Origin of the sequence: Photorhabdus asymbiotica (genome assembly GCF_003634575.1) — a bacterium.
Classification (GTDB): Bacteria; Pseudomonadota; Gammaproteobacteria; order Enterobacterales; family Enterobacteriaceae; genus Photorhabdus; species Photorhabdus asymbiotica.
The window spans coordinates 178,366-202,446 of the sequence record NZ_RBLJ01000002.1 but is presented as its reverse complement, the minus strand read 5'-3'; the positions used below and the strand labels follow the sequence as shown (position 1 = coordinate 202,446).

The window sequence follows — 24,081 nt, the reverse complement described above, 5'->3', positions numbered from 1 at the left end:
CCAATTATATGCCTAACTATTGGTGATATTTATACTATTCAAACCGTTAAAATGGTAAAAAAACATTAATAATCATTATGACACATCGTTTATCATCTAAGGATATTTGGGCATTAGGGTTTATGACTTTTGCCCTGTTTGTGGGCGCGGGGAATATTATTTTTCCGCCTATGGTGGGATTACAGTCGGGTGAATATGTTTGGTTGGCGGCATTAGGCTTTCTAACCACGGCGGTTGGTCTACCAGTAATTACAATCATCGCGTTGGCAAAAGTAGGCGGAGGTATTGAAGAGCTGAGTTCACCAATTGGTAAAGCTGCTGGTTTGTTGCTTGCTACGGTTTGCTATCTGGCTGTTGGTCCTTTATTCGCAACGCCACGTACTGCAACGGTCTCTTTTGAAGTGGGGATTGCTCCTCTTATCGGTTCAGGCGAATTACCGCTTTTTATTTATAGTCTGATTTATTTTGCTTTGGTGATTGCTGTCTCGCTTTACCCAGGCCGTTTACTTGATACTGTTGGGCATGTGTTAGCACCAATTAAAATGCTAGCGCTAGGCATACTGGGTGTTGCCGCTTTACTTTGGCCTGCGGGTAGTTCAATTCCTGCAATTGATGTTTATCAGAAAATCCCATTCTCTAGTGGTTTCGTTAATGGTTATCTGACGATGGATACCCTGGGGGCTATGGTATTTGGTATTGTTATTGTTAATGCAGCGCGTTCAAGAGGTGTTGCTTCATCTTCATTACTGACTCGTTATGCGATGTGGGCAGGACTGATTGCCGGGATTGGTCTGGTGCTGGTTTATCTGTCTCTGTTTAAACTGGGTTCGGGTATTGGTTCATTAGTTCCTCATGCAGAAAACGGCGCTGTAATTTTGCATGCCTATGTTCAGCATACTTTTGGTAGTGTGGGCAGTATTTTCCTGGCAGTGCTGATTTTTGTTGCCTGTATGGTGACTGCAGTTGGGTTAACTTGTGCTTGTTCTGAGTTTTTCAGTCGTTATTTGCCCCTGTCTTATCGTTCACTGGTGTTGATCCTTGGGGTGTTCTCCATGTTGGCTTCTAACCTTGGTTTGAGTTATTTGATTAAGATTTCTATACCAGTACTGACTGCTATTTATCCACCGTGTATCGTTCTGATTGTGCTGAGCTTCACTTTTGGCTGGTGGAACAATTTCACCCGTATTCTTGCTCCAGTTATGTTAATTAGTTTGTTGTTTGGAATTTTAGATGCCATCAAGTCATCTGAAATGCTGGTGCACTTATTACCAGATTGGGCAACGCGTTTACCGTTGGCTGATCAAGGGTTGGCTTGGTTAGCACCATCCCTGTTGGTTCTGATTATGTTTGGTATTTATGACCGTGTTCTGGGGCGTCCTGGTACACGCGAGAGTCAGATCCATCAATGATGAACTGCTTTATCTGACTGTTTACTATTGTCAGATGTTTAAGGAAAGTATGGGATGGGATTACTGAGAAAAGGATATCCCATCCCGATATTTTGAAATTTTTTCTCTTACATGGCTTGCTTGTTGCCTGAATTATTGGTCATTAGTAACCAATAGCAGCACCTGCTGGACGTCTAACATCATTGGCACCATAGAAATGTTTTTCACGTACCTGACCAGATACGGCAGCATCGTTACCTGAAGAATCAGTATTTGAACCAGTAGCTTTCGGTAAACCAACCATAATCACCTCAGCTGCACCCCATGGTGTTTGTTCCACCATCTTATATCCCATTTTTTTCAGTAGATTCAGTGAATCTTTAGAAATACCACGTTGTTCATAATACACTTCATCTGGTAACCATTGATGATGAATACGTGGGCTATTGACTGCTTCTTGAGGTGGCATACCGTGTTCGATGATATTCAGAGCCGTTTGCAAGGTGATGGAGATAATACGGGAGCCACCTGGGGAGCCCAATACAAGGAATATCTTATTGTCTTTAGTGACAAGTGTCGGGCTCATTGATGATAGTGGGCGCTTACCGGGGGCAATGGAGTTCGTTGCTCCCTGAACGAGTCCATACAGATTCTTCTCGCCGATTTTAGTTGTAAAATCATCCATTTCATCATTAAGGAAGAAACCTGTTCCTGGTGCGATAACAACTGCTCCAAACAGCCCATTAATGGTATAGGTGGTTGAAACAGCATTACCTTCACTATCTACAATTGAGTAGTGTGTGGTTTCTGGTTTCTCATGTGGTCCAACACCGGGCTGAACGTTTTCTGATCTTGTTGCTTCTCCCGGTCTTATATTTTTACGTAAAAATTCAGCATAGCTCTTGCTCAATAAGCGATCGATTGGGTTTTTAATAAATTCTGGATCGCCAAGGTAAGTATTTCTGTCCATATAGGCATGACGCATTGCTTCTGTCAGTGTGTGAACATAATTAGCAGAATTGAATCCCATTTCTTTGAGGTTATAGCCTTCCAGAATATTCAGCGTCTCACACATTGTTACCCCGCCTGAACTTGGTGGAGGTGAAGAGATAAATTTATAACCACGATAGCTACAGGTGATTGGTGCTGTTTCTGAGATTTTATAGTTGGCAAAGTCAGCTTCGGTAATGATACCTCCTGATTTTTTAGCCGCTTCTGCGACTAATTTAGGAATATCTCCATAATAGAAAGCTTCCTGCCCTTTTTTAGCAATTAACTCCAGTGTATTTGCTAAATCGGTTTGTTCCAATCTATCACCCGGTTGGTAAGGTGAACCATCTTTACGCAGGAAGATGCGGGCTGCTTCTGGATCTTTGCGGAAGCGTTCAATGGTAGTGTCCAAAATATCGGTGTCTGCGCGGGTCAGTATAAAACCTTCACGCGCTAGCTTAATCGCGGGTGCCATGACCTGTTCACGGCTTAGTTTGCCGTATTTTTTCAGAGCGCTATCCAGGCCCATGACTGTTCCCGGCACACCAACTGACAGATAGCCATATAAGCTGGCTCCTTTAATAACCTTGCCTTCTTTATCTAGATACATATTTGCGCTTGCTGCACTTGGGGCAGTTTCGCGGAAATTAATAAAAGTATTAGTGCCATCAGCTAAATGAATTGTCATAAAACCACCGCCGCCGATATTGCCGCAGCACGGGTTGACAACGGCTTGGGCATAACCAACAGCAACAGCTGCATCAATTGCATTTCCACCTATTTTGAGAATATCTACACCAACTTGTGAAGCAAGATGTTGCGCTGAGACAACCATGCCATTTTTAGCTTCAACGGCGGGTTCTGAAGCTGCATAAAGATGGGGAGAGATAAGTAAAGATATTATAGCCAGTGGTGTTTTCCATGTTTTGAACATATTGTGAACTCCTGTCATTTTGGGGTTGTTTTTATAAGTGGAAGTGCTGGTTTTATTTACACTGATTTTAATGTTAATCATTTGTAAATTTAAATTATAGAGTTGTGATAGTAATCAGGCGTGTTGATTTTTGTGCGCAAGGTGGCAAAACAAGGAATTTCAGATATAAAATCTATGGTCACCCCCGTTTTTGCAACACAAATTTTGATGTATGGTGGGCTTGCGTAAATCTATTCGGCGTCTGGTGAGCAGTCATGCCCGCGCCACGATGAGTTCCGTGCCTGCCGAACCTTAAAAACCGGTCGGCTTCAGAGAGCCATTTTTTATATCAGGTTCATCAGCAGGCCGATATGCCGTTCATGTCATCAATTATCTGTCGTCGCAAAACCAGATGGTAACTGCTTAACTTACTGAGCTAATGCCGTTTTTGAAGTGACCCCCAATAGTTGGACAACCACTTACTGGGGGTTTTTTTATGTCTAAATATAGTCGTGAACTAAAAATCATTATTGCTAAACGATGTCTAGCAGGTAACACATCGGATAAGCTATCAGCGGAATATTCAATCTCTTCTCGACAAATTCGATACTGGGCTCAAGTTGTTGCCATTCATGGCGATAACGCCTTTTTGCCAACGTCTCACTCTCTTTGTGCTGTAACAAAATTCCAAGCTTTAAAATTAATGTGGACACATGATTGGTCTCTCACTCACACTAGTGCAGTTCTCAATTTAACGACTCCAGGTACCTTATCAGTCTGGCTTGATAAGTATAATGAAACCGGTATCAAAGGACTCGAAAGTCATCAGCGAGGAAGACCCCCAATGAAATCCCGACCTAAAACCCCGCCGAAGTCTGATGACGAAATGACAGTTGAGGAACTTAAAGAAGAATTAGCTTATTTGCGTGCAGAAAATGCTGTCCTAAAAAAGTTAGAAGAGCTGGAACAGAAGAAACGCCCACTAGCAAAGAAAAAGCGTTAATTGTTTTAGCTCTTAAAAAGAAATATCCATTAAAGCACTTACTTTGTGCCATTAATCTTGCAAGAAGCATGTTTTACTATCAATGCCAAGCGCTTAAAAAAACGCGTGCTTATGAACAAGAAATAGAGATGATTAAAACTATCTATCATGAGCATAAAGGTCGTTATGGCTATCGCCGCATTCATTTAGCATTGAGAAAAAATGGCTTTAAAATCAATCATAAAACAGTCCAACGATTAATGGGGCAATTAAACCTAAAATCCACGGTAAGGCCGAAGAAATATCGTTCTTATCGTGGGGAAGTTGGAAAAACAGCACCGAATTGGTTGGCAAGAGATTTTCGCGCGACAAAACCTAATGAGAAATGGGTAACGGATGTGACGGAATTTAAAGTGAATGAACAAAAAGTCTATCTATCACCTATTATTGACTTATTTAATCAAGAAGTTATCGCTTACAACGTGGCGAAAAAGGCGAGTCTGCCTTTAGTGACAGAGATGCTAAAAGGGGCATTAGATGGGCTAGATGCTCACTCTAAGCCACTCATTCACAGTGATCAAGGTTGGCAATATCGGCATAGGGCTTATCAAAAGCAACTTGCTGATAAAGATATTAAACAAAGTATGTCGAGGAAAGGGAACTGTTTGGATAATGCGATGGCAGAAAACTTTTTTGCCTTACTCAAAACAGAAATGTATCACCAGCAGCACTTTAAAAGTGCGGATGAACTGATTGAAAAAATAGAAGAATACATTGAATATTACAATACAAAACGGATCAAGGTGAAATTAAAAGGCCTAACTCCGATAGAATATCGAAACCAGGCCTTACACGCCGTTTAACTAAAATGTCCAACTTTCTGGGGTCAGTTCATTTTCGTTGGCTCTTTTATTTAATGAACACCGTCTGATGTGCCGTAACGGCCCAGGCTATTCGGGCCAGTTTGTTCGCCAGCGCGCACGCCACAACGTTCGAGTGATGGCGGGCAAGCTGCCTGTTCACCCACTCTGCCAGACGCCCTGGATTATGCTCCAGCCGCTGCATAAAGGCCCTGGCACACTGCACCAGCAGCCGTCTCAGATTTTTATCACCCCGCTTGCTGATGCCCATCAGTGTCGTTTTTCCACCCGTGCTGTACTGGCGGGGAACCAGCCCTGTTGAAGCCGCAAAGTCACGGCTGCAGGCAGAGTTTTTACCGTCCCCCAGCCGCATGGCTAACAGACTCGCCAACGCCAGGAATGGTCAGCAGGCGTTGCGCGGTTTCATCTTCCGCCAGATGCGTTTTCAGTTCCTTATCGACTTCCTCAATTTCTCCGCTGAGGTAAACATAATGACTGTGGAGTCTGCTCAGAACCCTTGCCAGATAAGGCGGAAAGTCATTTTCTTCCAGCATAGCGGCCAGACGTCGTATCACGGCAATACCGCGCGGCAGACTGACGCCGAACTCCAGCAAAAAAGCGTGCATCTGATTGGTGGTTTTAACGCGTTGCCGTATCAATGCGTCTCTGACGCGATGGAGGGCGGCCATCGCCTGTTGGTCCTCTGTGCGGGGGGGCACAAAGCGCATGGAGGGCCGGGAAGCTGCCTCGCAGATAGCTTCAGCATCGACAAAATCGTTCTTGTTACTCTTAACAAAAGGACGGACGAACTGCGGAGAAATCAGCGTTGCCTCATGGCCTAAATCAGCGATCCGGCGAGCCATAAAGTGCGCCCCACCGCAGGACTCCATCACTACGGTTGCAGCCTTGCAGGAACCGAGAAAATTAATAAGCTGAGTGCGGGAAAACTTCTTACGCAGCAGGGTGTTACCCTGCCTGTCCTGACAGTGGACATGGAAGGAATGTTTACCGAGATAGATACCAATAAGCGTAACGTTTTGCATGATGGTTCCCTCTAAAATAAAATACCCTGCTAGCGTACCTCTCACAGGATGGGGGTGACCATCTCATTAACCAGCTGGAATAAACCAGCTGGTCTGAATATTAGTAACGTTTAAACTTACAGTTTAGCAGCGTTTTGGGACAGGTATTTAGCTACGCCGTCTGGAGACGCGCTCATACCTTCTTTACCTTTTTCCCACTGTGCTGGGCATACATCACCGTGCTCTTCGTGGAATTGCAGTGCATCAACCATACGCAGCATTTCGTCAATGTTACGACCCAGTGGCAGGTCGTTAACAACTTGGTGACGAACAATGCCGTTTTTGTCGATCAAGAAGGAACCACGCAGCGCTACGCCTGCATCTGGGTGCTCAATACCGTAGGATTTTTGAATTTCGCGTTTAGTATCAGCAACCATAGCATATTTAACTGCGCCAATACCGCCTTTTTCGATGGAGGTGTTACGCCAAGCGTTGTGAACGAATTCAGAATCAAAAGAAATACCAACGACTTCAACACCACGTTTTTTAAATTCTTCGTAGCGGTGGTCGAATGCGATCAGTTCAGAAGGACATACGAAAGTAAAGTCCATCGGCCAGAAGAAGATAACGGCAGGTTTACCGTTCAGATGATTTTTCAGGTTGAAATTTTCAACGATTTCGCCATTACCGAGAACAGCTGCTGCTGTAAAGTCGGGGGCTGGACGGGTTACCAGAACCATAATTTACTCCTGTAATTTTGATCGGGGTTTGTGTAAAAATTGGATAGATAATAAGGAATTAGCGTACACCAATAAAGAGAAAAATACTAATTTTTGCAATAGATTTTACCTATCAATACTTTATTTTTATTTTCTTTACTTTAAGAAAATAGGGTTATTTTTGCAAAGGTTTAGCTGAATTCACATTTATATAGGCTATATTTATTGATTTATTGTTGTAATAATAACGCTTATTGAGCTAGACAATAGAAATCCTTATTTTCCGCTTTATTCATCATATAGGGATAAAATTGCCAGAAGAGCGCTTCTAAATCAGAATAATGTTGCTCTATATCCTGAAATGACCCAGATAAGGCTGATAACTTGGGATGTCTTCGAGCCATTCCTGTTAATACATTTGCGATGAACGCAAGATCTGCATAGCGGATCAGCCAGTTTTGTGGCCATAAAAATTCATTCAGTTCCTGAAATCTTTCAGGGGTTTTATAAAGATGGGGTTCTATCTGATTGCGGGCATGGTGAATAAATGCGGGTAATGAGTAAGTAGGTACCAATTTATTCCAATGCAGGGAAAGGAAGTGATCCCAGATGATATCCAAAGTAATCGGTGCGACCCGTCGATATGGCGTACTGAACAAGTGACGGGCTTGAATAACCAATGGGTGAGTATCTGTTAATACGTCAACACGCCGATGCATGCGAATACCCGCAGCTACATCGGCATCGTATTGTTCCTCTGGATTACCGCGAACAAAGTCCGCCATTAAGTTCCCTAACAGGGAGCTTTCAGCCAGAGTAGCTAAATGGAGGTGAGCGAGAAAATTCATTCGGTAATTATAATATAAATCAGAGAAGTTATGTGCTTATTTGTTGCACCCTCAGAGTTGTGGCACTAGACTAGTCCGCTTGTTTTTCTGAATGATTAAATATAATGCGTGTCTCCGATTTTACTTTTGAACTTCCTGACGAAATGATTGCTCGTTATCCTCAACCACAACGCAGTAGCTGCCGTCTGCTTTCTCTTGACGGTGCAACAGGAGCGTTAACGCATGGTGTTTTTACGGATGTTCTCAATAAACTGAATGCTGGAGATTTGCTTGTTTTCAATAATACCCGGGTAATACCTGCGCGTATTTTTGGCCGAAAGGTTACTGGCGGTAAGCTGGAAGTTCTGGTTGAACGAATTCTGGATGACAAGCGGGTACTTGCACATGTGCGTGCTTCCAAAGCGCCGAAAGAGGGAACTGAGTTGCTGCTGGGGGATAATGAGAGTATTAAAGCAACCATGCTGGCACGCCATGATACCCTGTTTGAAATACGTTTTGATGATGAGCGTGATGTGTTGTCCATTCTGGATGATGTTGGTCATATGCCTTTGCCTCCTTATATTGATCGCCCTGATGAAGAGGCGGATCGTGAGCTATATCAGACGGTATACAGTGAACGTCCTGGTGCAGTAGCGGCGCCAACAGCGGGTCTTCATTTTGATGAGCCATTATTGAATGCTTTGCGTGAAAAAGGCGTGGAGATGGTGTTTGTTACATTGCATGTAGGCGCAGGTACTTTCCAGCCAGTGCGTGTAGAAACAATCGAAGATCATGTTATGCATTCTGAATATGCTGAGGTACCCCAGAATGTGGTTGATGCTGTTCTGGCATGTAAAGCGCGAGGTAATAAAGTTGTCGCTGTCGGCACAACTTCAGTCCGTTCTTTGGAAAGTGCAGCAGCAGCTTGTAAAGATGGATTAATTGCGCCATTTTTTGATGATACACGGATTTTTATTTATCCAGGTTTTGAATATCAGATTGTTGATGCCCTGATTACTAATTTCCATTTGCCGGAATCGACACTTATCATGCTGGTTTCTGCATTTGCTGGTTATAAAAATACGATGAATGCTTATAAAGAGGCCGTTGCAGAAAAATACCGTTTCTTTAGTTATGGTGATGCCATGTTTATTCATCGTAACCCATTTGCTTTTGAGGAAATAATTTCTTAATTCATTGTAATAATGTATGAAATCATAGGAGTGTGTCGTTGAGAATTCCTGAGAAGGATATTCCTGGATATCGTTTGATGGGAGTCTCTGTGTATCCGTCAATGTCAACTCTTCTGTTCTGGTTTCAAACGTTTTTTGAGTAACAGCATCAGACTGTTTATCTGATGCCTGGAGGTTAAGTGAAATTTGAATTACAAACTACCGATGGTCAAGCCCGTCGAGGTCGCTTGGTTTTTGAGCGTGGAGTGGTAGAAACTCCGGCATTTATGCCTGTTGGTACTTATGGCACAGTAAAAGGAATGACGCCGGAAGAAGTGAAAGAAACTGGCGCGCAAATCCTGCTTGGTAATACGTTTCACCTGTGGCTGCGTCCCGGTCAAGAGATAATGAAGCAGCATGGTGATCTGCATGGATTTATGCAATGGCATGGTCCAATCCTGACAGATTCAGGTGGTTTTCAGGTATTTAGCCTTGGCGCAATGCGTAAAATCAAAGAGGAAGGTGTACACTTCCGTAACCCAATTAACGGTACACCGGTTTTCCTTAGCCCGGAAAAATCGATGGAAATCCAGTATGACTTGGGTTCCGATATTGTCATGATTTTTGATGAATGTACTCCATATCCTGCTAACTGGGATTATGCGAAACGTTCGATGGAAATGTCTTTACGTTGGGCGGCTCGTAGTCGTAAGCGTTTTGATGAATTACAGAATAAGAACGCATTGTTTGGTATTATCCAAGGTAGTATTTACGAAGATTTACGTGACATTTCAGTAAAAAGTCTGGTAGATATTGGCTTTGATGGGTACGCTGTAGGCGGTTTAGCGGTAGGAGAGCCAAAAGAAGATATGCACCGTATTCTTGAGCATGTCTGTCCGCAAATCCCGCAGGATAAGCCGCGTTATCTTATGGGGGTAGGGAAACCAGAAGATTTGGTCGAGGGGGTTCGTCGTGGCATTGATATGTTCGATTGCGTGATGCCAACCCGTAATGCTCGTAATGGTCATCTTTTTGTTACAGAGGGTGTCATTAAAATTCGTAATGCCAAACATAAAGAAGATACTTCACCGTTAGATGAACAGTGTGATTGCTATACTTGCCGGAATTATAGCCGTGCGTATCTGCATCATCTTGATCGTTGTAACGAAATCCTAGGTGCAAGGCTGAATACTATCCATAATTTGCGGTATTATCAGCGCTTGATGGCTGGACTCCGTAAAGCCATCGAAGAAGGTAATCTTGAGCAATTTGTTGAAGATTTTTATCAGCGGATTGGTAAACCGGTTCCGCTATTAAATGTTTGACTTGTAACCTGTCCCAATCGTGGAAGTGTTGCATAAATCGTTAATGGGATAGGCAGTTAGTAGTAATTGACTGGTTTCGGTGTGTATAGCATATTGCGGCTGGTTTTTGATTACTATCGATTTTGATAACAATGAGGGAAGTTTAATGAGTTTTTTTATTTCTGAAGCAGCGGCATCTGCTGGCGCACCGGCTCAGGGAAGTCCATATTCTTTGATCATCATGCTGGTTGTTTTCGGTCTGATCTTCTACTTCATGATTTTGCGTCCACAACAGAAACGTACCAAAGAACATAAAAAGCTGATGGATTCCATTTCCAAAGGTGATGAAGTTCTGACCAATGGTGGCCTGATTGGTCGTGTCACGAAAGTTTCTGACACGGGTTATGTTGTTGTAGCGCTGAATGATACAACTGAAGTGACCATTAAACGTGATTTCGTCGCTGCCGTTTTACCGAAAGGTACAATGAAAGCTCTGTAATTTCTGATTTTCCCGAAGGGAACTGCCGTGCTAAACCGTTATCCTTTGTGGAAGTATCTGATGCTGATCGCTGCGATCCTCATCGGTTTGCTTTATGCACTTCCCAACCTTTATGGTGAGGATCCGGCTGTACAAATCACTGGCGCGCGAGGCATTGCCGCCAGTGAGCGAACGCTGGACCAAGTCCGTAATGTTTTAGAGAAAGATCAAATCACGAGTAAATCTATTGTACTGGAAAATGGTGCAATTCTTGCTCGTTTCAATAATCCTGATATTCAGCTTCGTGCCCGTGAAATATTGATGTCCGCATTAGGCGATCAATATGTGGTGGCATTGAATCTGGCACCAGCAACGCCAACTTGGCTGAGTAAGCTTGGTGCAGAGCCAATGAAGCTGGGCCTTGACCTGCGTGGTGGTGTGCACTTCCTGATGGAAGTGGATATGGAGACCGCGTTAGGCAAACTGCAAGAGCAGAATATTGATGGCCTGCGTACTGATTTACGTGAAAAAGGCATTCCTTACTCCACTATCCGCAAAGCTGATAATTACGGTGTAGAAATCCGCTTCCGTGATGAAAAAGCTCGCTCTGATGCGGAGAGCTATCTTACGGGTCGTCACCGTGATTTAGTGTTCAGTGTTGGAGTAAACAATACCCTGAAAGCGGTGATGAGTGATGAGCGTCAGCGCGAAGCTCGTTCTTATGCAGTGCAACAGAACATTACCATTCTGCGTAACCGTGTTAACCAGCTGGGTGTTGCTGAACCGTTGGTTCAGCGTCAAGGCGCAGATCGTATCGTGGTTGAGTTACCGGGTATTCAGGATACTGCCCGCGCTAAAGAAATTCTTGGTGCGACAGCGACATTGGAATTCCGTTTAGTTAATTCTAGCGTTGATGCTACAGCGGCTGAATCAGGCCGTGTACCGGGTGATTCTGAGGTGAAAAATACCCGTGATGGTAGTCCGGTTGTGTTATATAAGCGCGTTATTCTGACCGGTGATCACATTACAGATTCGACCTCTGGTACGGATGAATACGGACAGCCAGAGGTGAATATTTCACTAGACAGTGCTGGTGGTACAGCGATGTCTAATTTCACTAAAGATAATGTTGGTAAACCAATGGCAACGCTGTTTGTGGAATATAAAGACAGCGGTAAGAAAGATGCTAATGGTCGGGCTGTGTTAGTCAAAAATGAAGAAGTGATTAACATTGCTAATATCCAGACCCGTTTGGGGAATAATTTCCGTATTACGGGTATTTCCAATGCAACTGAAGCCCGTCAGTTATCTTTACTGCTGCGTGCCGGTGCTTTGATTGCACCGATTCAGATTGTGGAAGAACGCACTATAGGGCCAACTCTTGGCTTGCAAAACATTGAGCAAGGTTTGGAAGCTTGTTTGTGGGGATTAATTGCATCAATCCTGTTTATGGTGATTTACTATCGCAAATTTGGTTTGATTGCGAGTAGTGCACTGTTGGCTAACCTGGTGTTGATTGTTGGTGTGATGTCCCTATTACCGGGGGCTACGTTAACCATGCCGGGAATTGCAGGGATTGTTCTGACATTGGCGGTGGCAGTTGATGCTAACGTATTGATAAACGAACGTATTAAAGAAGAATTGCGTAACGGTCGTACTATACAGCAAGCGATACATGAAGGTTATAAAGGTGCTTTCTCCAGTATTGTCGATGCTAACCTGACCACGTTGATTACTGCTGTCATTCTTTACGCTGTTGGTACCGGGTCAATTAAAGGCTTTGCGATAACAACGTCAATTGGTGTCGCCACTTCTATGTTCACTGCTATTGTCGGTACTCGGGCTATCGTGAACCTGCTATATGGCGGTAAGCGCATTAAGAAGCTGTCAATTTAAGGAGCTCGTTGTGGCACAGGATTATACTGTTGAACAATTGAACTACGGTCGTAAAGTCTACGACTTTATGCGCTGGGACAACGTTGCTTTCGGGATTTCGTTGCTGCTGTTGGTGGCTTCTGTTTTTGTGATGGCAACCCGTGGTTTTAACTGGGGCTTGGATTTTACTGGTGGTACGGTAATCGAAATTAAGCTCAGTAAGCCTGCTGATCTGGATAAGATGCGTGATAACCTCGCGAAAGCGGGTTTTAAAGATCCCCTGTTGCAAAACTTCGGTAGTAGCCGTGACGTGATGGTGCGTATGCCACCGGTTACAGGTGCTGCTAATGAAGAGCTGAGCAAAAAGGTGATTAAGGTTATCAATGACACCGTGGATAAAGATGCGAGTGTAAATCGTGTTGAAATTGTTGGGCCGAGTGTCGGTGCGGAACTCGCTCAAAATGGTGCCATGGCGCTGTTGGCGGCGCTTATCTGTATTTTGATTTATGTTGGATTCCGCTTTGAATGGCGACTGGCATTGGGTGCGGTTCTTGCGCTTGCGCATGACGTCGTCATTACGTTAGGGGTACTGTCGTTGTTCCATATTGAGATTGACCTGACAATTGTGGCATCGCTGATGTCCGTTATTGGTTACTCGCTGAATGACAGTATCGTGGTTTCTGATCGTATTCGTGAAAACTTCCGTAAGATCCGTCGTGGCACGTCGTATGAAATTATGAACGTGTCGCTGACTCAAACGCTGAGTCGTACCATCATGACTTCTGCAACAACCTTACTGGTCGTGCTGATGTTGTATATCTTCGGTGGCGCAATGCTGAAAGGGTTCTCACTGGCGATGTTAATCGGTGTTTCTATCGGTACGATATCTTCTATCTATGTTGCTTCTGCATTAGCGTTGAAACTGGGTATGAAGCGTGAGCACATGATCCAGCAAAAGGTTGAGAAAGAAGGGGCTGATCAGCCATCTTTGTTGCCTTAATTATTTTGCTTGATGCTGTAGACACCCTGTGAGCATCGGGCTGGCAGGGTGTTTTTTATTCGGATTAAAGATAGACTAAACTTAGTTCAGATTAACCATCAGGAAACGATATGCATTGCCCATTTTGTGCTGCTGTTGATACCAAAGTAATTGACTCCCGTTTGGTTGGGGATGGTTCGCAGGTGCGTCGGCGGCGCCAGTGTCTTGAATGTCATGAACGATTCACCACTTTTGAAATGGCTGAGTTGGTCATGCCAAGAGTCATTAAAAGTGATGATATCCGGGAACCATTCGATGAAGAAAAATTACGGCGCGGTATGCAAAAAGCACTGGAGAAACGTCCAGTTAGTTCTGATGATGTAGAAATGGCAATTAGCTATATTAAATCTCAGTTACGTGCTACCGGTGAACGGGAAATTCCATCTAAAATGATTGGTAATTTGGTAATGGATGAGTTGAAGAAATTGGATAAAGTCGCCTATATCCGTTTTGCTTCCGTCTACCGCAGCTTTGAAGATATTCGTGAATTTGGCGAAGAGATTGCTAAATTACAGGATTAATAAGCTAGTGAATAGAGATGAAAAATATATGGCGCGCGCGCTTGAATTGGCGCGTCAGGGATGTTTTACCACATCACCTAATCCCAACGTTGGTTGTGTCATTGTGCGTGATGGACAGATTGTTGGGGAAGGTTTTCATTTACGTTCTGGTGGTCCACATGCTGAAGTTCATGCTTTACGGATGGCCGGAGATAAAGCTAAAGGTTCAACCGCTTATGTCACTCTTGAGCCATGCAGTCATCACGGTAAAACACCTCCTTGTGCTGATGCCTTGATTGCTGCTGGCGTCAGCCGTGTGGTTACAGCGATGCAAGACCCTAATCCGCAGGTAGCAGGAAGAGGGCTTTATAAACTGCAACAGGCTGGTATTGAAGTAGAACATGGACTCATGATGGCGGAAGCGGAATCCCTTAACAGAGGGTTTCTGAAGCGGATGCGTACAGGGTTCCCGTATATTCAATTGAAGATGGCTTCTTCTCTTGATGGGCGGACAGCGCTGGCTTCCGGAGAAAGTAAATGGATTACATCATCACAGTCTCGTTATGATGTGCAGAAACTCCGTGCTCAGTGTAGTGCTATTCTGAGTTCTAGCAACACGGTTCTGGCTGATGATCCTTACTTGACGGTTCGCTGGAGCGAATTGGATGCAGAAACTCAGGCGGTTTATCCTGAGGAAAATCTTCGTCAGCCAGTGCGTGTCATTGTTGACAGTCAGAACCGTGTTGTTCAGCAGCATCAGGTCATACAACAACCCGGTCATTGTTGGTTGGCTCGAACCAAAGCGGATGGAGATAACTGGCCTGAAAATGTGGAGCAGATACTGCTGCCAGCTCATGGTGTTGGTGTGGATTTAGTACTACTGATGATGCAACTGGGCAAACGTCAGATTAATACTGTTTGGGTGGAATGTGGTCCATTATTGGCTGGTGCATTGTTGACTTTGGGGCTGGTGGATGAGCTGGTTCTTTATGTTGCGCCAAAAGTGTTGGGTGATACCGCTTGTGGCTTGTTTACTATTCCTGAACTTAAGAGTCTGGTGAAAGCGCCAGAGTTTGACATTTTTGATATACAGCAAATTGGGCCGGATCTTCGTCTGCGCCTGCGGCCTGTATACTGATTAAATGTGTGAGTATGGGTTAGTCGGTCTGTTTTTATACTTTGTTGCTAAATCGGCAGGCGCAGCTAACAAAAGAATATGATAGAATCCGCCCCCCTGCGGATATGAACAGATAAAGGAAGGCTATGAACGTAATCAAAGGTATTGTTGCCGCTCCACAAGCTCGTGTGGCGATTGCTATTGCACGTTTTAACAACTTCATTAATGACAGTCTGTTAGGCGGCGCGGTAGATGCGCTTGAGCGTATCGGTCAGGTTGCTTCGGAAAATATTACTGTTGTCTGGGTTCCCGGTGCATATGAATTGCCGTTGACGGTGAAAACGCTGGTTGAAACTCAAAAATATGACGCAGTTGTCGCGCTGGGTACAGTTATCCGCGGTGGTACCGCTCACTTTGAATACGTTGCTGGTGAATGCAGTTCTGGTCTGTCTAATGTGGCAATGACCAGTGAAATCCCAGTGGCATTTGGTGTTCTTACTACAGAAAGCATTGAACAGGCGATTGAGCGCGCTGGAACTAAGGCGGGTAATAAAGGTGCAGAAGCTGCATTAACCGCCTTGGAAATGGTCAACGTAATTAATGCCATTAAAGGCTGATTTTAGTTTTAATTAAGGGGAATCTTGTGAAACCTGCTGCTCGTCGTCGTGCTCGTGAGTGCGCTGTTCAGGCTATATACTCATGGCAGTTATCTGGCAATGACATTGCTGATGTTGAATTACAGTTTCTGTCGGAGCAGGACGTCACTGGTGTTGACGTAACCTATTTTCGTGAGTTGCTGTCAGGGGTAGCTGTGAATGCAGTTAAACTGGATGCTTTGATGGCTCCTTATCTTTCCCGTCAGCTCGAAGAGTTAGGTCAGGTAGAAAAAGCCATTTTGCGTGTTGCTATGTTTGAACTAAGTTATCGTGATGATGTCCCTTATAAAGTGGCTATTAACGAAGCTATAGAATTGGCAAAGGTCTTCGGTGCTGAAGATAGTCACAAATTCGTGAATGGAGTACTGGATAAATCTGGTCCAGCAGTACGTAAGAGAAGAAGGTAACTGCTCGCCGGGTTTTTCCCACCGTAGACGATGATTTGTAAGGCCGGTATCCCCGGCCTTATGTTCATAATCATCAGTAACTTTTCGGGATTTTATTATGGCATGTGGCGAATTTGACCTCATTGCACGTTATTTTGATCGGCAGGTAACTAATCGGCGTGATGTTAATCTTGGTATTGGTGACGACTGTGCATTGATGACGCTAGCCGATAAACAGCAATTGGCTGTTAGTACTGATACCTTGGTTTCAGGCATTCATTTCTTACCTGGTATTTCTCCTGAAGATTTAGCTTATAAATCTCTTGCTGTGAATCTTAGTGATCTGGCGGCTGTCGGTGCTGATCCTGCCTGGCTTTCATTGGCATTAACATTACCGGAAGTGGATGAAAATTGGCTGAGGCGGTTCAGCGATAGTCTGTTTGAACAATTGCATTATTATGGTATGCAACTTATCGGTGGAGATACCACCCGCGGCCCAATGAGTCTGACGTTAACGATTCATGGTCTGGTTCCCGCAGGTAAGGCATTGCGACGTACTGGTGCAAAAAATGGCGACTGGATTTATGTGAGTGGATCGTTAGGGGATAGTGCGGCGGGTTTGGCTCTGTTACAGAACCGTTTGCAAATCGCTGATCCTAAATCCTGTAATTGGTTGATTCAACGTCATCTCAGGCCGCAACCTCGTATTTTGCAAGGCCAGGCATTGCGTGGACTGGCAACATCAGCAATTGATTTGTCTGATGGATTAATTTCCGATTTGGGGCATATCCTGAAAGCCAGTCGGTGTGGGGCCAGAATAAATTTGGATGCGATTCCTTACTCTGATGCGATAAGCCAATATATTGCACCACAACAGGCTCTGATGTGGGCTTTGAGTGGTGGGGAAGACTATGAATTATGTTTTACCGTTCCGGAAAGGAATCGCGGTGCTTTGGAAATCGCCTTGTCTCATACTGGGGCTAGTTTTAGTTGTATCGGACAGATTATGCCGGAATCGGAAGGAATTCGTTACTATAGCAATAGTAAAGAGATTAAATTGGATCTGAAAGGGTTCGATCATTTTATTACGGAGGAAGCCCATGGATGAAGCAAAACGTCGTTTACGGATGAGTAATCCCTGGCATTTGTTAGCGACCGGTTTTGGTAGTGGGTTATCGCCAATAATACCGGGGACAATGGGATCTGTGGCTTCTATTCCATTTTGGTTATTATTGATGCAATTTCCAGAATGGATTTGCTGGCTGGTTATTATTGTTGGGATGTTGTTTGGGATAATGATTTGCCAGCGTACTTCTGATGATATGAAAGTACATGACCACGGTAGTATTGTTTGGGATGAATTTATCGGTATGTGGATCACATTGATGGCAATTCCAGTTATTAGCTGGCAGTGGATCTTGACTGGTTTTATTGTGTTCCGTATTTTTGATATGTGGAAGCCGTGGCCAATTCGCTGGTTTGATCGCTATGTTCACGGTGGATTAGGGATCATGTTGGATGATATTATCGCAGCTGTATTTTCGTTCGTGATTGTCTGGCTATTGGCGTTCTACCAGGTTTTTGCTTTCTGATATGCGCTAATGAGATTGATACTAAGTTTGGTGCGCTGCATGAGTGTAGCGCATATTTTTCCTATTTATACCCGTTATCTTTCAAGTTGCCTCTTTGTTGGCTGCACTCACTCACCCCGGTCACATCGTTATCCATACTCTTCATCTTTCAAGCTGCTGCTTTGTTGGCTGCGTTCACTCATCCCAGTCACATAGTTATCTATGCTCCCGGGGACTCGCTCCCTGGCCGTTGCGATGCATCTTGAAATCTATAGGGTATATGTTATGACAATTCAACGGGTTTATTTGTTAAACTATCGTCAAGCATATTCTTAAGTTGCTGTAAAACAACCTCTTGCTCCAATAATTTTTTCACAATCCAATAGTTCTCTGACTTCAATATACATAATTCTGTTGCCAGACATCCCATCTGATTTTTATAATCATTTTTTTTACACATTATATTTTCTCTGCTCATATTTAATTTCGACATTTCTTTTGCCAATATGTCTTTATTTACCCATAGCTGGATTAAATGATTTACACATAAATAAAATTGGCAATATAACCTTATGGCCTTAAATGTAACATTGAACTGTCGATAGCATCATTAACTCTTCAAGAAGCTGTGTAGAGGTTCTAAGCCAGCCACTATTGATATTTTTTTAGATAATACAAAGTTAAAAAACAAAATCAACAAAAAATCGGCAACAACGATCATAAATCAATTATTGATAGGTTTTAACAATCAATAATTAAAACAACGATCGATGAGAACATTTTTATATCATGATTAAATTAGAATATACTATTGGCAATTTTTTTATTTTTAATAAAAAAATAAAAAAGTGCTTAAAAAATTTAAAAACGGTGGTTTCAATTTTTTAGTCGTCACACTATCAATTTCTTTTTCTGTCGTCCTCTCCTATTTATTATATTAGTAAATAATTCTTGGTAAAAATTTAAAATATACCAGAGGATAAATTCAACATAATGGAGTTAAAACTAACACTGGAGGGATAAAAATAATATTTAAATTCCGTATGTAATCTTATGTAAATATTGTTGTTATTATAATATATAATAATACATTGAATTCGTTATTTTAAATAGAGAGTAAATTATGTTACTAAATATTGATTTTGATAGTGAGTTACAGGGTTTTTTATATCCCAATATCCATGCTTTATTGGTTTCCCAGAATGATAAAATAATTTTAGAGAAATACTTCTCTGGAGAAGATGAATACTGGGGTGAAAAAAACGGTAAAGTCACTTTTGATAAAGACAAGTTACACGACATAAGGTCAATAACAAAAGGCATTTTGGCTATTTTATATGGGGCGGCGATAGAACATCATCAGGCCCCAAAACTCCAAGATGCATTAATTAACGTATATCCTGAATATAGGGAAAGTAATTCATATGATAAATTAAAAATAGAGCATGTCATAACAATGACATCAGGTATGGATTGGAATGAAAGCTATCCTTATGATGATATAAGAAATGATGAGATCGCAATGGAGAATTCACCAGACAGATATCATTATATATTTTCCAAGCCAGTCGTTAATATTCCGGGCAAGAAATGGAACTACTCAGGAGGATGTTCAGCATTATTGGGTGGCATAATTGACCGGACTTCTGGGCATAGCCTATCTAATTTTGGAGATAAAATCTTATTTACCAAGTTAGGGATAAATCAATTTCATTGGTATAAAGGTATGGATGGTGTTGACTCAGCGGCATCTGGGCTCCGCTTAACAGGTCGCGGGCTGTTGAAAATCGGGCGATTGATGCTAGATAAGGGGTCGTATAACGGTATTGATATTATCTCCTCAACTTGGATAGAAGAGATCTTTAAGGCCCGGGTAAAAACAGATGATAGCGATTATAAGTGTTACGGATATCACTGGTTTATTGGCGGTTACTATTCTTGCGAGTTGAATAAATATTTTAAATGGTTCTCTGCCATAGGAAATGGTGGTCAGGTTCTGTTGATATGTCCGGAGTTAGATGCTGTCGTTGTCATATTCAGTGGAGAGTATAATAAAGATAGCATCTGGGTTAATATTAGAAAATTGCTCGATAACTTTATTTTCCCATTATTATCAGCGAGATATTTTGTACCCAATGGATTTCAAGATGCATCGCGACGGTCAGGGAGCGAATCCCCAGGAGCATAGATAACTATGTGACTGGGGTGAGTGAACGCAGCCAACAAAGCAGCAACTTGAAGGATGAAGGGTATAGATAATTCTGTGACCGGGGTGAGTCAGTGCAGCCAACAAAGAGGAAACTTGAAAGATAACGGGTATAAATAATAAATATTTGCCATCAGGTATATAGTTGGTTTACTGATTGAATTAAATTAATAACATCACTCTCTCCTGAGCAATGTGCTTAAAATTGTCTGTATATATACGATAACAGGTATGATACTGATAATGCAGGCGATATTTCCGCCTGCATTAATATTAATGATTTTTGCTTATCTGGGACTATTATTACTAATAATAAGCAGAAATGCCGTGCAAGTTCCTGCCATTATCCAGTTATTCGTATGGCATAACTGGCGCATCTTCATAGTATTTAGTTTCATGTAAATAAATGGTATTTCCTTCAATTTTACTCACTCCAAAGCACGCTTTTGGTGAGTATAAAACTTCATTTTCACCACCATTGTTAAATTGCAGGCCATAATCAACACTTAAACTCCTACCACTGTTACCTTGCACAACAAATAATATCGCACGCTCTCCCCTTCCGGCAACACTAAATCCTTCTGCTACAGATTTAGTTTTTGACGTTGAGAAAAACTGAGCAGCCTTGAATACTGGAATTTGCTCTGGATTATTCCTTTTGATATTTTTAAAACTCTTTACTAATTTATTATAACCGGCTTCTGTAATACCTTGTCCCCGATAAGTCTTTATTATTTTTCCTTGGGGCTGATAGAGATCATCTGCCGCAGCCTGAACTATGTCTTTTGTATTTCCCCGACAACTTTGCTCTATCAATAATTTCACATTCTGCCATTCTTTTGGTCGATAATTATCATTATGGGCTTTGTAGTATTCATTATAGATTGCTTTACTGCTGATGCCTGGTAAATCACTAAGATTATTTTTTCGATATATCTCTCTTGCTGCTTTATTTAATACTGAGCATCCAGCATTAGATTGGTAAATACGTCCGAATTCTAACAACCTTTCGCTAGCTTTTTTATGATACTCAACAAGTTTAGCTTCTAACTTAATCTTTTTAGATTGAATATTATTTAGCTCCTTCTCAAATTTTTCTAATTCCATTTTCTCTGATTTATATTCCAATGCGATCTTTTCTTTCAGCGAAGAGTCCTTTTTATCTAATACCTGCTTCTGATTTGTTAATTCATCTATTTCCTTCTGAATAGGTTTTATATCATCTTTTAATTTAGATATTTTACTTTCAAATTCAGTAATATCTTTTTTTGTGGATTCTATTTTGTGTTTCATAAAGTTTATCGAAAGATTGTTATCCCCCGAATTATATTTATCTTTCGCTTGTGCTTTTTCTTCTGCGTAGCGATTTTTGTGAATAATATTTTTAATACATCCTGTATTGACTGGTTTAAGCTTTCCATTTTTTAGCCTTAATTCAGTTTCTCCTCCCAAATTTTTTACATTGCTTAAATTTTCCATAGCTTTTGTGAGCTCGGAAATATCTTTGTTATCATTTTTTACCCAATTTTGAAGTCGGTTGATCTGATTTGATTTTACATTCACATCATCCTGGAGTTTTGTTGAGTTATTTTTTATAACAGATAGTTGAGAGCTAATATTTTTACGCGCTTCTAAATTTTCAGGTGTGTTTTTTATTCCGTTGATTTTTCCTAAAAGCAGAAACTGTTTTTTTTCCAGCTCACTAGCTTTTGCTGACAAGCAACTTATTTCGGAATTGATTGTATTAATATTAATACTGTTGTATATTTTCAAAACATAACTCTCCATATGAAAAATTAAAAATATTAATTAAAAACAAGTAGTTAAAAGATAAATGGTTATTTAAGTTCAATATCAGCCATTGAACAGGGTTTTACGCTATCTATAGTAAAAATTTTCAGTCATGACTTCCCTCGGATAAGCCTTCCTGTATATCATTTGTATGTAACAAAAACAGCACAACGTTATCAAAACATGTATGATTTAAATTTCTGGTCATTTGAAATAGCTTCTTAATGGTTTTTCCATTCCATTGTTCCTGAAACCCCAATAACGCTTTATGATTGAGAAGTATTGGCGATTGTTGTCATAAAGGTCCTTAATATTATCTACTCATTATTTTCATATTCCAAATTAACCTTTTTTAAAGGCTGTCCCTGGGTTTAAATTTCTGTTGAAAGCATGTCCACATATCTAGTGGTCAATTTTTAATTTTTTACGAAGGTGCTCATCAATGAAATAATCACACTGTTATAGTGATGAATAAAATGAAAAAAAGTGAAACTTTATTCATCACTTTCTTTCCAGGCCGCAACGGTGGCCGGTTTTATTTGACTGTTACAAGTTACAATATGAAAAATATATACCCTTCATCTTTTAAGATGCTGCTTTGTTGGCTGTTTTCATTCATCCCAGTCACAGAGTTATCTATGTGACTGGGGATTCGTTCACTTGCCGTCGCGCTGCAATTCGAAATCTATTGGGTATGGAGTTGATAGGATCACATGTCAGTGGCATATACGTGGTAAATGGGGTTAATTGGTTAAAATTTTACTATATCCAGTGATAAAATTCGGTATGACATTACATAAATATTTAACTGGTAATTAATGAAAGACATTGGGCTGATTAGATTCATATTTTAATTATGACAAAAGTCAGATATTGAATATCTGTTTACAAAGATAAATGGATCAATTGAGAATATAAAATGAATCATCAAAAGTTAGAGCCAATGCTTGGCACTATGTTTTCGGAAACTTGATTTGTGGAACCAAAGCATTGTGTTTGAGCATACAACTACGCCAGGCGCTTCCCGGATCTCCATTATCCAAGGTAGTCGCGGTAAAATAGGGAATTCCAGTTGTTACAGATTTGGTATAGTTACTGTTACCAAGTGGTTCAGATTTTGAACTCACATAGAAGGCAAATGTAAAAACATGTTTCCCCTCGTTCCCTGTTATTTTCTTAGAAAGTTCGGTTACACAATCTTTAGCTGAACTATTAATTTGGTTGAACTTTGTATCAGTCTGATTTTCTGTAGATATTTTTGTCGTACATCCGGTAATAAATATAGCTGGAAAAATTGAAATAATTAGACCGAATCGCATATTTCCCATCCTGGTGTTTGATTTACTTGGAAAAATATTTTTAGAGTAACTTTTTTAAAATTTATGAGTAGAAAAATTTATTTGGGTTATTGAGTGATTAAGTATACTCAGGGCGCATTAGAATGAAAATCTATTTAACATGGTCGTATCTTTGTTGGCCTATATGGCACCTTGAGACACATTGATACCTATCATATGACTCAAGAAATCTGAATTTCACATTTAGTAAGGAGAAAATTTAATTGTGGTCATTTTGAATCAATTGCAGTCGACAAAATGAATGGTTGGAAGAGTGAGAATTGAAAGATGTACGGCCAATTGGTGCTGTTAGGTGCGGCTATGTCAGAGCCAGTAATGATTTTAACTGTATGTTTTTTTATATTTTTATATTAAAAGCTAAGCATGATTGTTTTCGTATTCAGTCAGTTAACAGAGAATGCACGAGGGACGTTCCTAGGGCTATTTCATGTTTGTGATTTTTTCTGATTAGCCACATAAAATCAAAAAAACTGAGTCTTTTTTTTTCACTGGTGGTTTTACGATGGTATGGGTAGTCTTGTGCCTCGAATATAGCGCTATTAACTGTATTCAATAATCTACTTCAGTACGAATGAAACGAATCGTAAAGTAGAATTCTATTTTTTATAAAGAGGTTATATCTAATGGCTGGGACAGTAAGCAAACCCAATTTAACAGATGGTCGACTGACTACGATTGATGCTGCTGGCACATTTCAGGAATTCATTAAAGTTGCAGATACAGCAATTGAAGAGTTTCTAACAGCTCATACCGAAGAAGGAGGGGCTTTAAACCTTTCATCTGCGGACTCATTAAAGCTTCAGCAATTGATGTCAGATCAAAGTATTGCCGCTCAAACAGGGACATCCACGTTAAAAGCGGTAAAAGATAATATCGTAGCGGCAGCACGTAATATCTAATATTTGCCTTGAAAAAAGGGTAGTAAAA

At 41.4% G+C, this 24,081-nt stretch carries 22 protein-coding genes and 1 pseudogene; 16 read left to right on the top strand and 7 right to left on the bottom strand.

Annotation, left to right across the window (positions count from 1 at the left end; all coding sequences use genetic code 11):
* Window positions 1-77 precede the first annotated feature (77 nt).
* Window positions 78-1,409, top strand: coding sequence for a branched-chain amino acid transport system II carrier protein (gene brnQ, locus BDD30_RS07610; RefSeq protein WP_015835617.1), 1,332 nt, complete (start codon window positions 78-80; stop codon window positions 1,407-1,409).
* A gap of 142 nt (window positions 1,410-1,551) precedes the next feature.
* On the opposite strand, the gene ggt is transcribed toward brnQ, so the two are convergent.
* A complete protein-coding gene (gene ggt, locus BDD30_RS07605; protein ID WP_015835616.1) occupies window positions 1,552-3,312 on the bottom strand; it encodes a gamma-glutamyltransferase in 1,761 nt (586 codons plus the stop codon).
* Between the two features lie 475 nt (window positions 3,313-3,787).
* Between ggt and BDD30_RS07600 the strand changes: the two genes are divergently transcribed.
* Window positions 3,788-4,294, top strand: coding sequence for a helix-turn-helix domain-containing protein (locus tag BDD30_RS07600; protein WP_015835614.1), 507 nt, complete (start codon window positions 3,788-3,790; stop codon window positions 4,292-4,294).
* A complete protein-coding gene (locus BDD30_RS07595; protein WP_121302531.1) occupies window positions 4,204-5,136 on the top strand; it encodes an IS3 family transposase in 933 nt (310 codons plus the stop codon). The genes BDD30_RS07600 and BDD30_RS07595 overlap by 91 nt, the downstream gene beginning before the upstream one ends.
* Before the next feature lie 46 nt (window positions 5,137-5,182).
* Here the strand turns inward: BDD30_RS07595 and BDD30_RS07590 are convergent.
* The 3 genes and pseudogenes from BDD30_RS07590 to BDD30_RS07580 form a co-directional block, all read right to left on the bottom strand.
* Window positions 5,183-6,176, bottom strand: a pseudogene (locus tag BDD30_RS07590) (IS110 family RNA-guided transposase).
* 116 nt (window positions 6,177-6,292) lie between these two features.
* On the bottom strand, window positions 6,293-6,895 hold the full coding sequence (locus BDD30_RS07585) for a peroxiredoxin C (protein WP_015835611.1): 603 nt from the start codon (window positions 6,893-6,895) through the stop codon (window positions 6,293-6,295).
* A 230-nt stretch (window positions 6,896-7,125) separates the two neighbouring features.
* The gene (locus tag BDD30_RS07580; RefSeq protein WP_015835610.1) at window positions 7,126-7,722 is read right to left on the bottom strand and encodes an acyl carrier protein phosphodiesterase; all 597 of its coding nucleotides are present in this window, start codon (window positions 7,720-7,722) and stop codon (window positions 7,126-7,128) included.
* Window positions 7,723-7,826: 104 nt separating this feature from the next.
* Here BDD30_RS07580 and queA point away from each other — a divergent pair, with 104 nt between their 5' ends.
* From queA to pgpA, 11 genes are all read left to right on the top strand, one after another.
* Complete coding sequence (gene queA / locus BDD30_RS07575) at window positions 7,827-8,894, top strand: tRNA preQ1(34) S-adenosylmethionine ribosyltransferase-isomerase QueA (RefSeq protein ID WP_015835609.1); 1,068 nt, start codon at window positions 7,827-7,829, stop codon at window positions 8,892-8,894.
* Between the two features lie 179 nt (window positions 8,895-9,073).
* Window positions 9,074-10,198, top strand: a complete 1,125-nt coding sequence (gene tgt, locus BDD30_RS07570; protein WP_015835608.1) for a tRNA guanosine(34) transglycosylase Tgt — start codon at window positions 9,074-9,076, stop codon at window positions 10,196-10,198.
* A gap of 145 nt (window positions 10,199-10,343) precedes the next feature.
* Window positions 10,344-10,676: a preprotein translocase subunit YajC gene (yajC, locus tag BDD30_RS07565; protein WP_041382377.1), complete on the top strand. Its 333-nt coding sequence runs from the start codon at window positions 10,344-10,346 to the stop codon at window positions 10,674-10,676.
* Window positions 10,677-10,703: 27 nt separating this feature from the next.
* Complete coding sequence (gene secD, locus BDD30_RS07560) at window positions 10,704-12,551, top strand: protein translocase subunit SecD (RefSeq protein WP_015835606.1); 1,848 nt, start codon at window positions 10,704-10,706, stop codon at window positions 12,549-12,551.
* A 10-nt stretch (window positions 12,552-12,561) separates the two neighbouring features.
* Window positions 12,562-13,530 (top strand): protein translocase subunit SecF, encoded by a 969-nt coding sequence (secF, locus tag BDD30_RS07555; protein WP_015835605.1) that lies wholly within the window; start codon window positions 12,562-12,564, stop codon window positions 13,528-13,530.
* A gap of 110 nt (window positions 13,531-13,640) precedes the next feature.
* A complete protein-coding gene (gene nrdR / locus BDD30_RS07550; RefSeq protein WP_041382373.1) occupies window positions 13,641-14,090 on the top strand; it encodes a transcriptional regulator NrdR in 450 nt (149 codons plus the stop codon).
* Window positions 14,091-14,097: 7 nt separating this feature from the next.
* On the top strand, window positions 14,098-15,207 hold the full coding sequence (gene ribD, locus BDD30_RS07545) for a bifunctional diaminohydroxyphosphoribosylaminopyrimidine deaminase/5-amino-6-(5-phosphoribosylamino)uracil reductase RibD (RefSeq protein ID WP_121302609.1): 1,110 nt from the start codon (window positions 14,098-14,100) through the stop codon (window positions 15,205-15,207).
* A 125-nt stretch (window positions 15,208-15,332) separates the two neighbouring features.
* Complete coding sequence (gene ribH, locus BDD30_RS07540) at window positions 15,333-15,803, top strand: 6,7-dimethyl-8-ribityllumazine synthase (RefSeq protein ID WP_015835601.1); 471 nt, start codon at window positions 15,333-15,335, stop codon at window positions 15,801-15,803.
* Window positions 15,804-15,829: 26 nt separating this feature from the next.
* Window positions 15,830-16,249, top strand: coding sequence for a transcription antitermination factor NusB (gene nusB / locus BDD30_RS07535; RefSeq protein WP_015835600.1), 420 nt, complete (start codon window positions 15,830-15,832; stop codon window positions 16,247-16,249).
* Between the two features lie 97 nt (window positions 16,250-16,346).
* Window positions 16,347-17,336 (top strand): thiamine-phosphate kinase, encoded by a 990-nt coding sequence (thiL, locus tag BDD30_RS07530; RefSeq protein WP_015835599.1) that lies wholly within the window; start codon window positions 16,347-16,349, stop codon window positions 17,334-17,336.
* Entirely contained in the window at window positions 17,329-17,820 is a 492-nt protein-coding gene (gene pgpA / locus BDD30_RS07525) for a phosphatidylglycerophosphatase A (protein WP_015835598.1), read from the top strand. Before thiL ends, pgpA begins: the two co-directional genes overlap by 8 nt.
* 262 nt (window positions 17,821-18,082) lie before the next feature.
* Here the strand turns inward: pgpA and BDD30_RS23090 are convergent, their stop codons facing one another.
* Window positions 18,083-18,292: a hypothetical protein gene (locus BDD30_RS23090; protein WP_147408126.1), complete on the bottom strand. Its 210-nt coding sequence runs from the start codon at window positions 18,290-18,292 to the stop codon at window positions 18,083-18,085.
* A gap of 696 nt (window positions 18,293-18,988) precedes the next feature.
* Here BDD30_RS23090 and BDD30_RS07520 point away from each other — a divergent pair.
* The gene (locus tag BDD30_RS07520; protein ID WP_170152952.1) at window positions 18,989-19,987 is read left to right on the top strand and encodes a serine hydrolase domain-containing protein; all 999 of its coding nucleotides are present in this window, start codon (window positions 18,989-18,991) and stop codon (window positions 19,985-19,987) included.
* A 369-nt stretch (window positions 19,988-20,356) separates the two neighbouring features.
* Here the strand turns inward: BDD30_RS07520 and BDD30_RS07515 are convergent, their stop codons facing one another.
* On the bottom strand, window positions 20,357-21,778 hold the full coding sequence (locus tag BDD30_RS07515) for a coiled-coil domain-containing protein (protein WP_015835596.1): 1,422 nt from the start codon (window positions 21,776-21,778) through the stop codon (window positions 20,357-20,359).
* A 971-nt stretch (window positions 21,779-22,749) separates the two neighbouring features.
* The gene (locus tag BDD30_RS07505) at window positions 22,750-23,115 is read right to left on the bottom strand and encodes a hypothetical protein (RefSeq protein WP_049795220.1); all 366 of its coding nucleotides are present in this window, start codon (window positions 23,113-23,115) and stop codon (window positions 22,750-22,752) included.
* Window positions 23,116-23,777: 662 nt separating this feature from the next.
* Here BDD30_RS07505 and BDD30_RS07500 point away from each other — a divergent pair.
* Window positions 23,778-24,053 (top strand): hypothetical protein, encoded by a 276-nt coding sequence (locus tag BDD30_RS07500; RefSeq protein ID WP_015835592.1) that lies wholly within the window; start codon window positions 23,778-23,780, stop codon window positions 24,051-24,053.
* Window positions 24,054-24,081: the final 28 nt, after the last annotated feature.

Excerpts from the sequence above, each read along its gene's own strand:
- brnQ (WP_015835617.1), top strand. The coding sequence starts at position 78 with ATGACACATCGTTTATCATCTAAGGATATTTGGGCATTAGGGTTTATG.
- ggt (WP_015835616.1), bottom strand. The coding sequence starts at position 3,312 with ATGTTCAAAACATGGAAAACACCACTGGCTATAATATCTTTACTTATC.
- BDD30_RS07600 (WP_015835614.1), top strand. The coding sequence starts at position 3,788 with ATGTCTAAATATAGTCGTGAACTAAAAATCATTATTGCTAAACGATGT.
- BDD30_RS07585 (WP_015835611.1), bottom strand. The coding sequence starts at position 6,895 with ATGGTTCTGGTAACCCGTCCAGCCCCCGACTTTACAGCAGCAGCTGTT.
- BDD30_RS07580 (WP_015835610.1), bottom strand. The coding sequence starts at position 7,722 with ATGAATTTTCTCGCTCACCTCCATTTAGCTACTCTGGCTGAAAGCTCC.
- queA (WP_015835609.1), top strand. The coding sequence starts at position 7,827 with ATGCGTGTCTCCGATTTTACTTTTGAACTTCCTGACGAAATGATTGCT.
- yajC (WP_041382377.1), top strand. The coding sequence starts at position 10,344 with ATGAGTTTTTTTATTTCTGAAGCAGCGGCATCTGCTGGCGCACCGGCT.
- nrdR (WP_041382373.1), top strand. The coding sequence starts at position 13,641 with ATGCATTGCCCATTTTGTGCTGCTGTTGATACCAAAGTAATTGACTCC.
- ribH (WP_015835601.1), top strand. The coding sequence starts at position 15,333 with ATGAACGTAATCAAAGGTATTGTTGCCGCTCCACAAGCTCGTGTGGCG.
- thiL (WP_015835599.1), top strand. The coding sequence starts at position 16,347 with ATGGCATGTGGCGAATTTGACCTCATTGCACGTTATTTTGATCGGCAG.
- pgpA (WP_015835598.1), top strand. The coding sequence starts at position 17,329 with ATGGATGAAGCAAAACGTCGTTTACGGATGAGTAATCCCTGGCATTTG.
- BDD30_RS23090 (WP_147408126.1), bottom strand. The coding sequence starts at position 18,292 with ATGTCGAAATTAAATATGAGCAGAGAAAATATAATGTGTAAAAAAAAT.
- BDD30_RS07505 (WP_049795220.1), bottom strand. The coding sequence starts at position 23,115 with ATGCGATTCGGTCTAATTATTTCAATTTTTCCAGCTATATTTATTACC.
- BDD30_RS07500 (WP_015835592.1), top strand. The coding sequence starts at position 23,778 with ATGGCTGGGACAGTAAGCAAACCCAATTTAACAGATGGTCGACTGACT.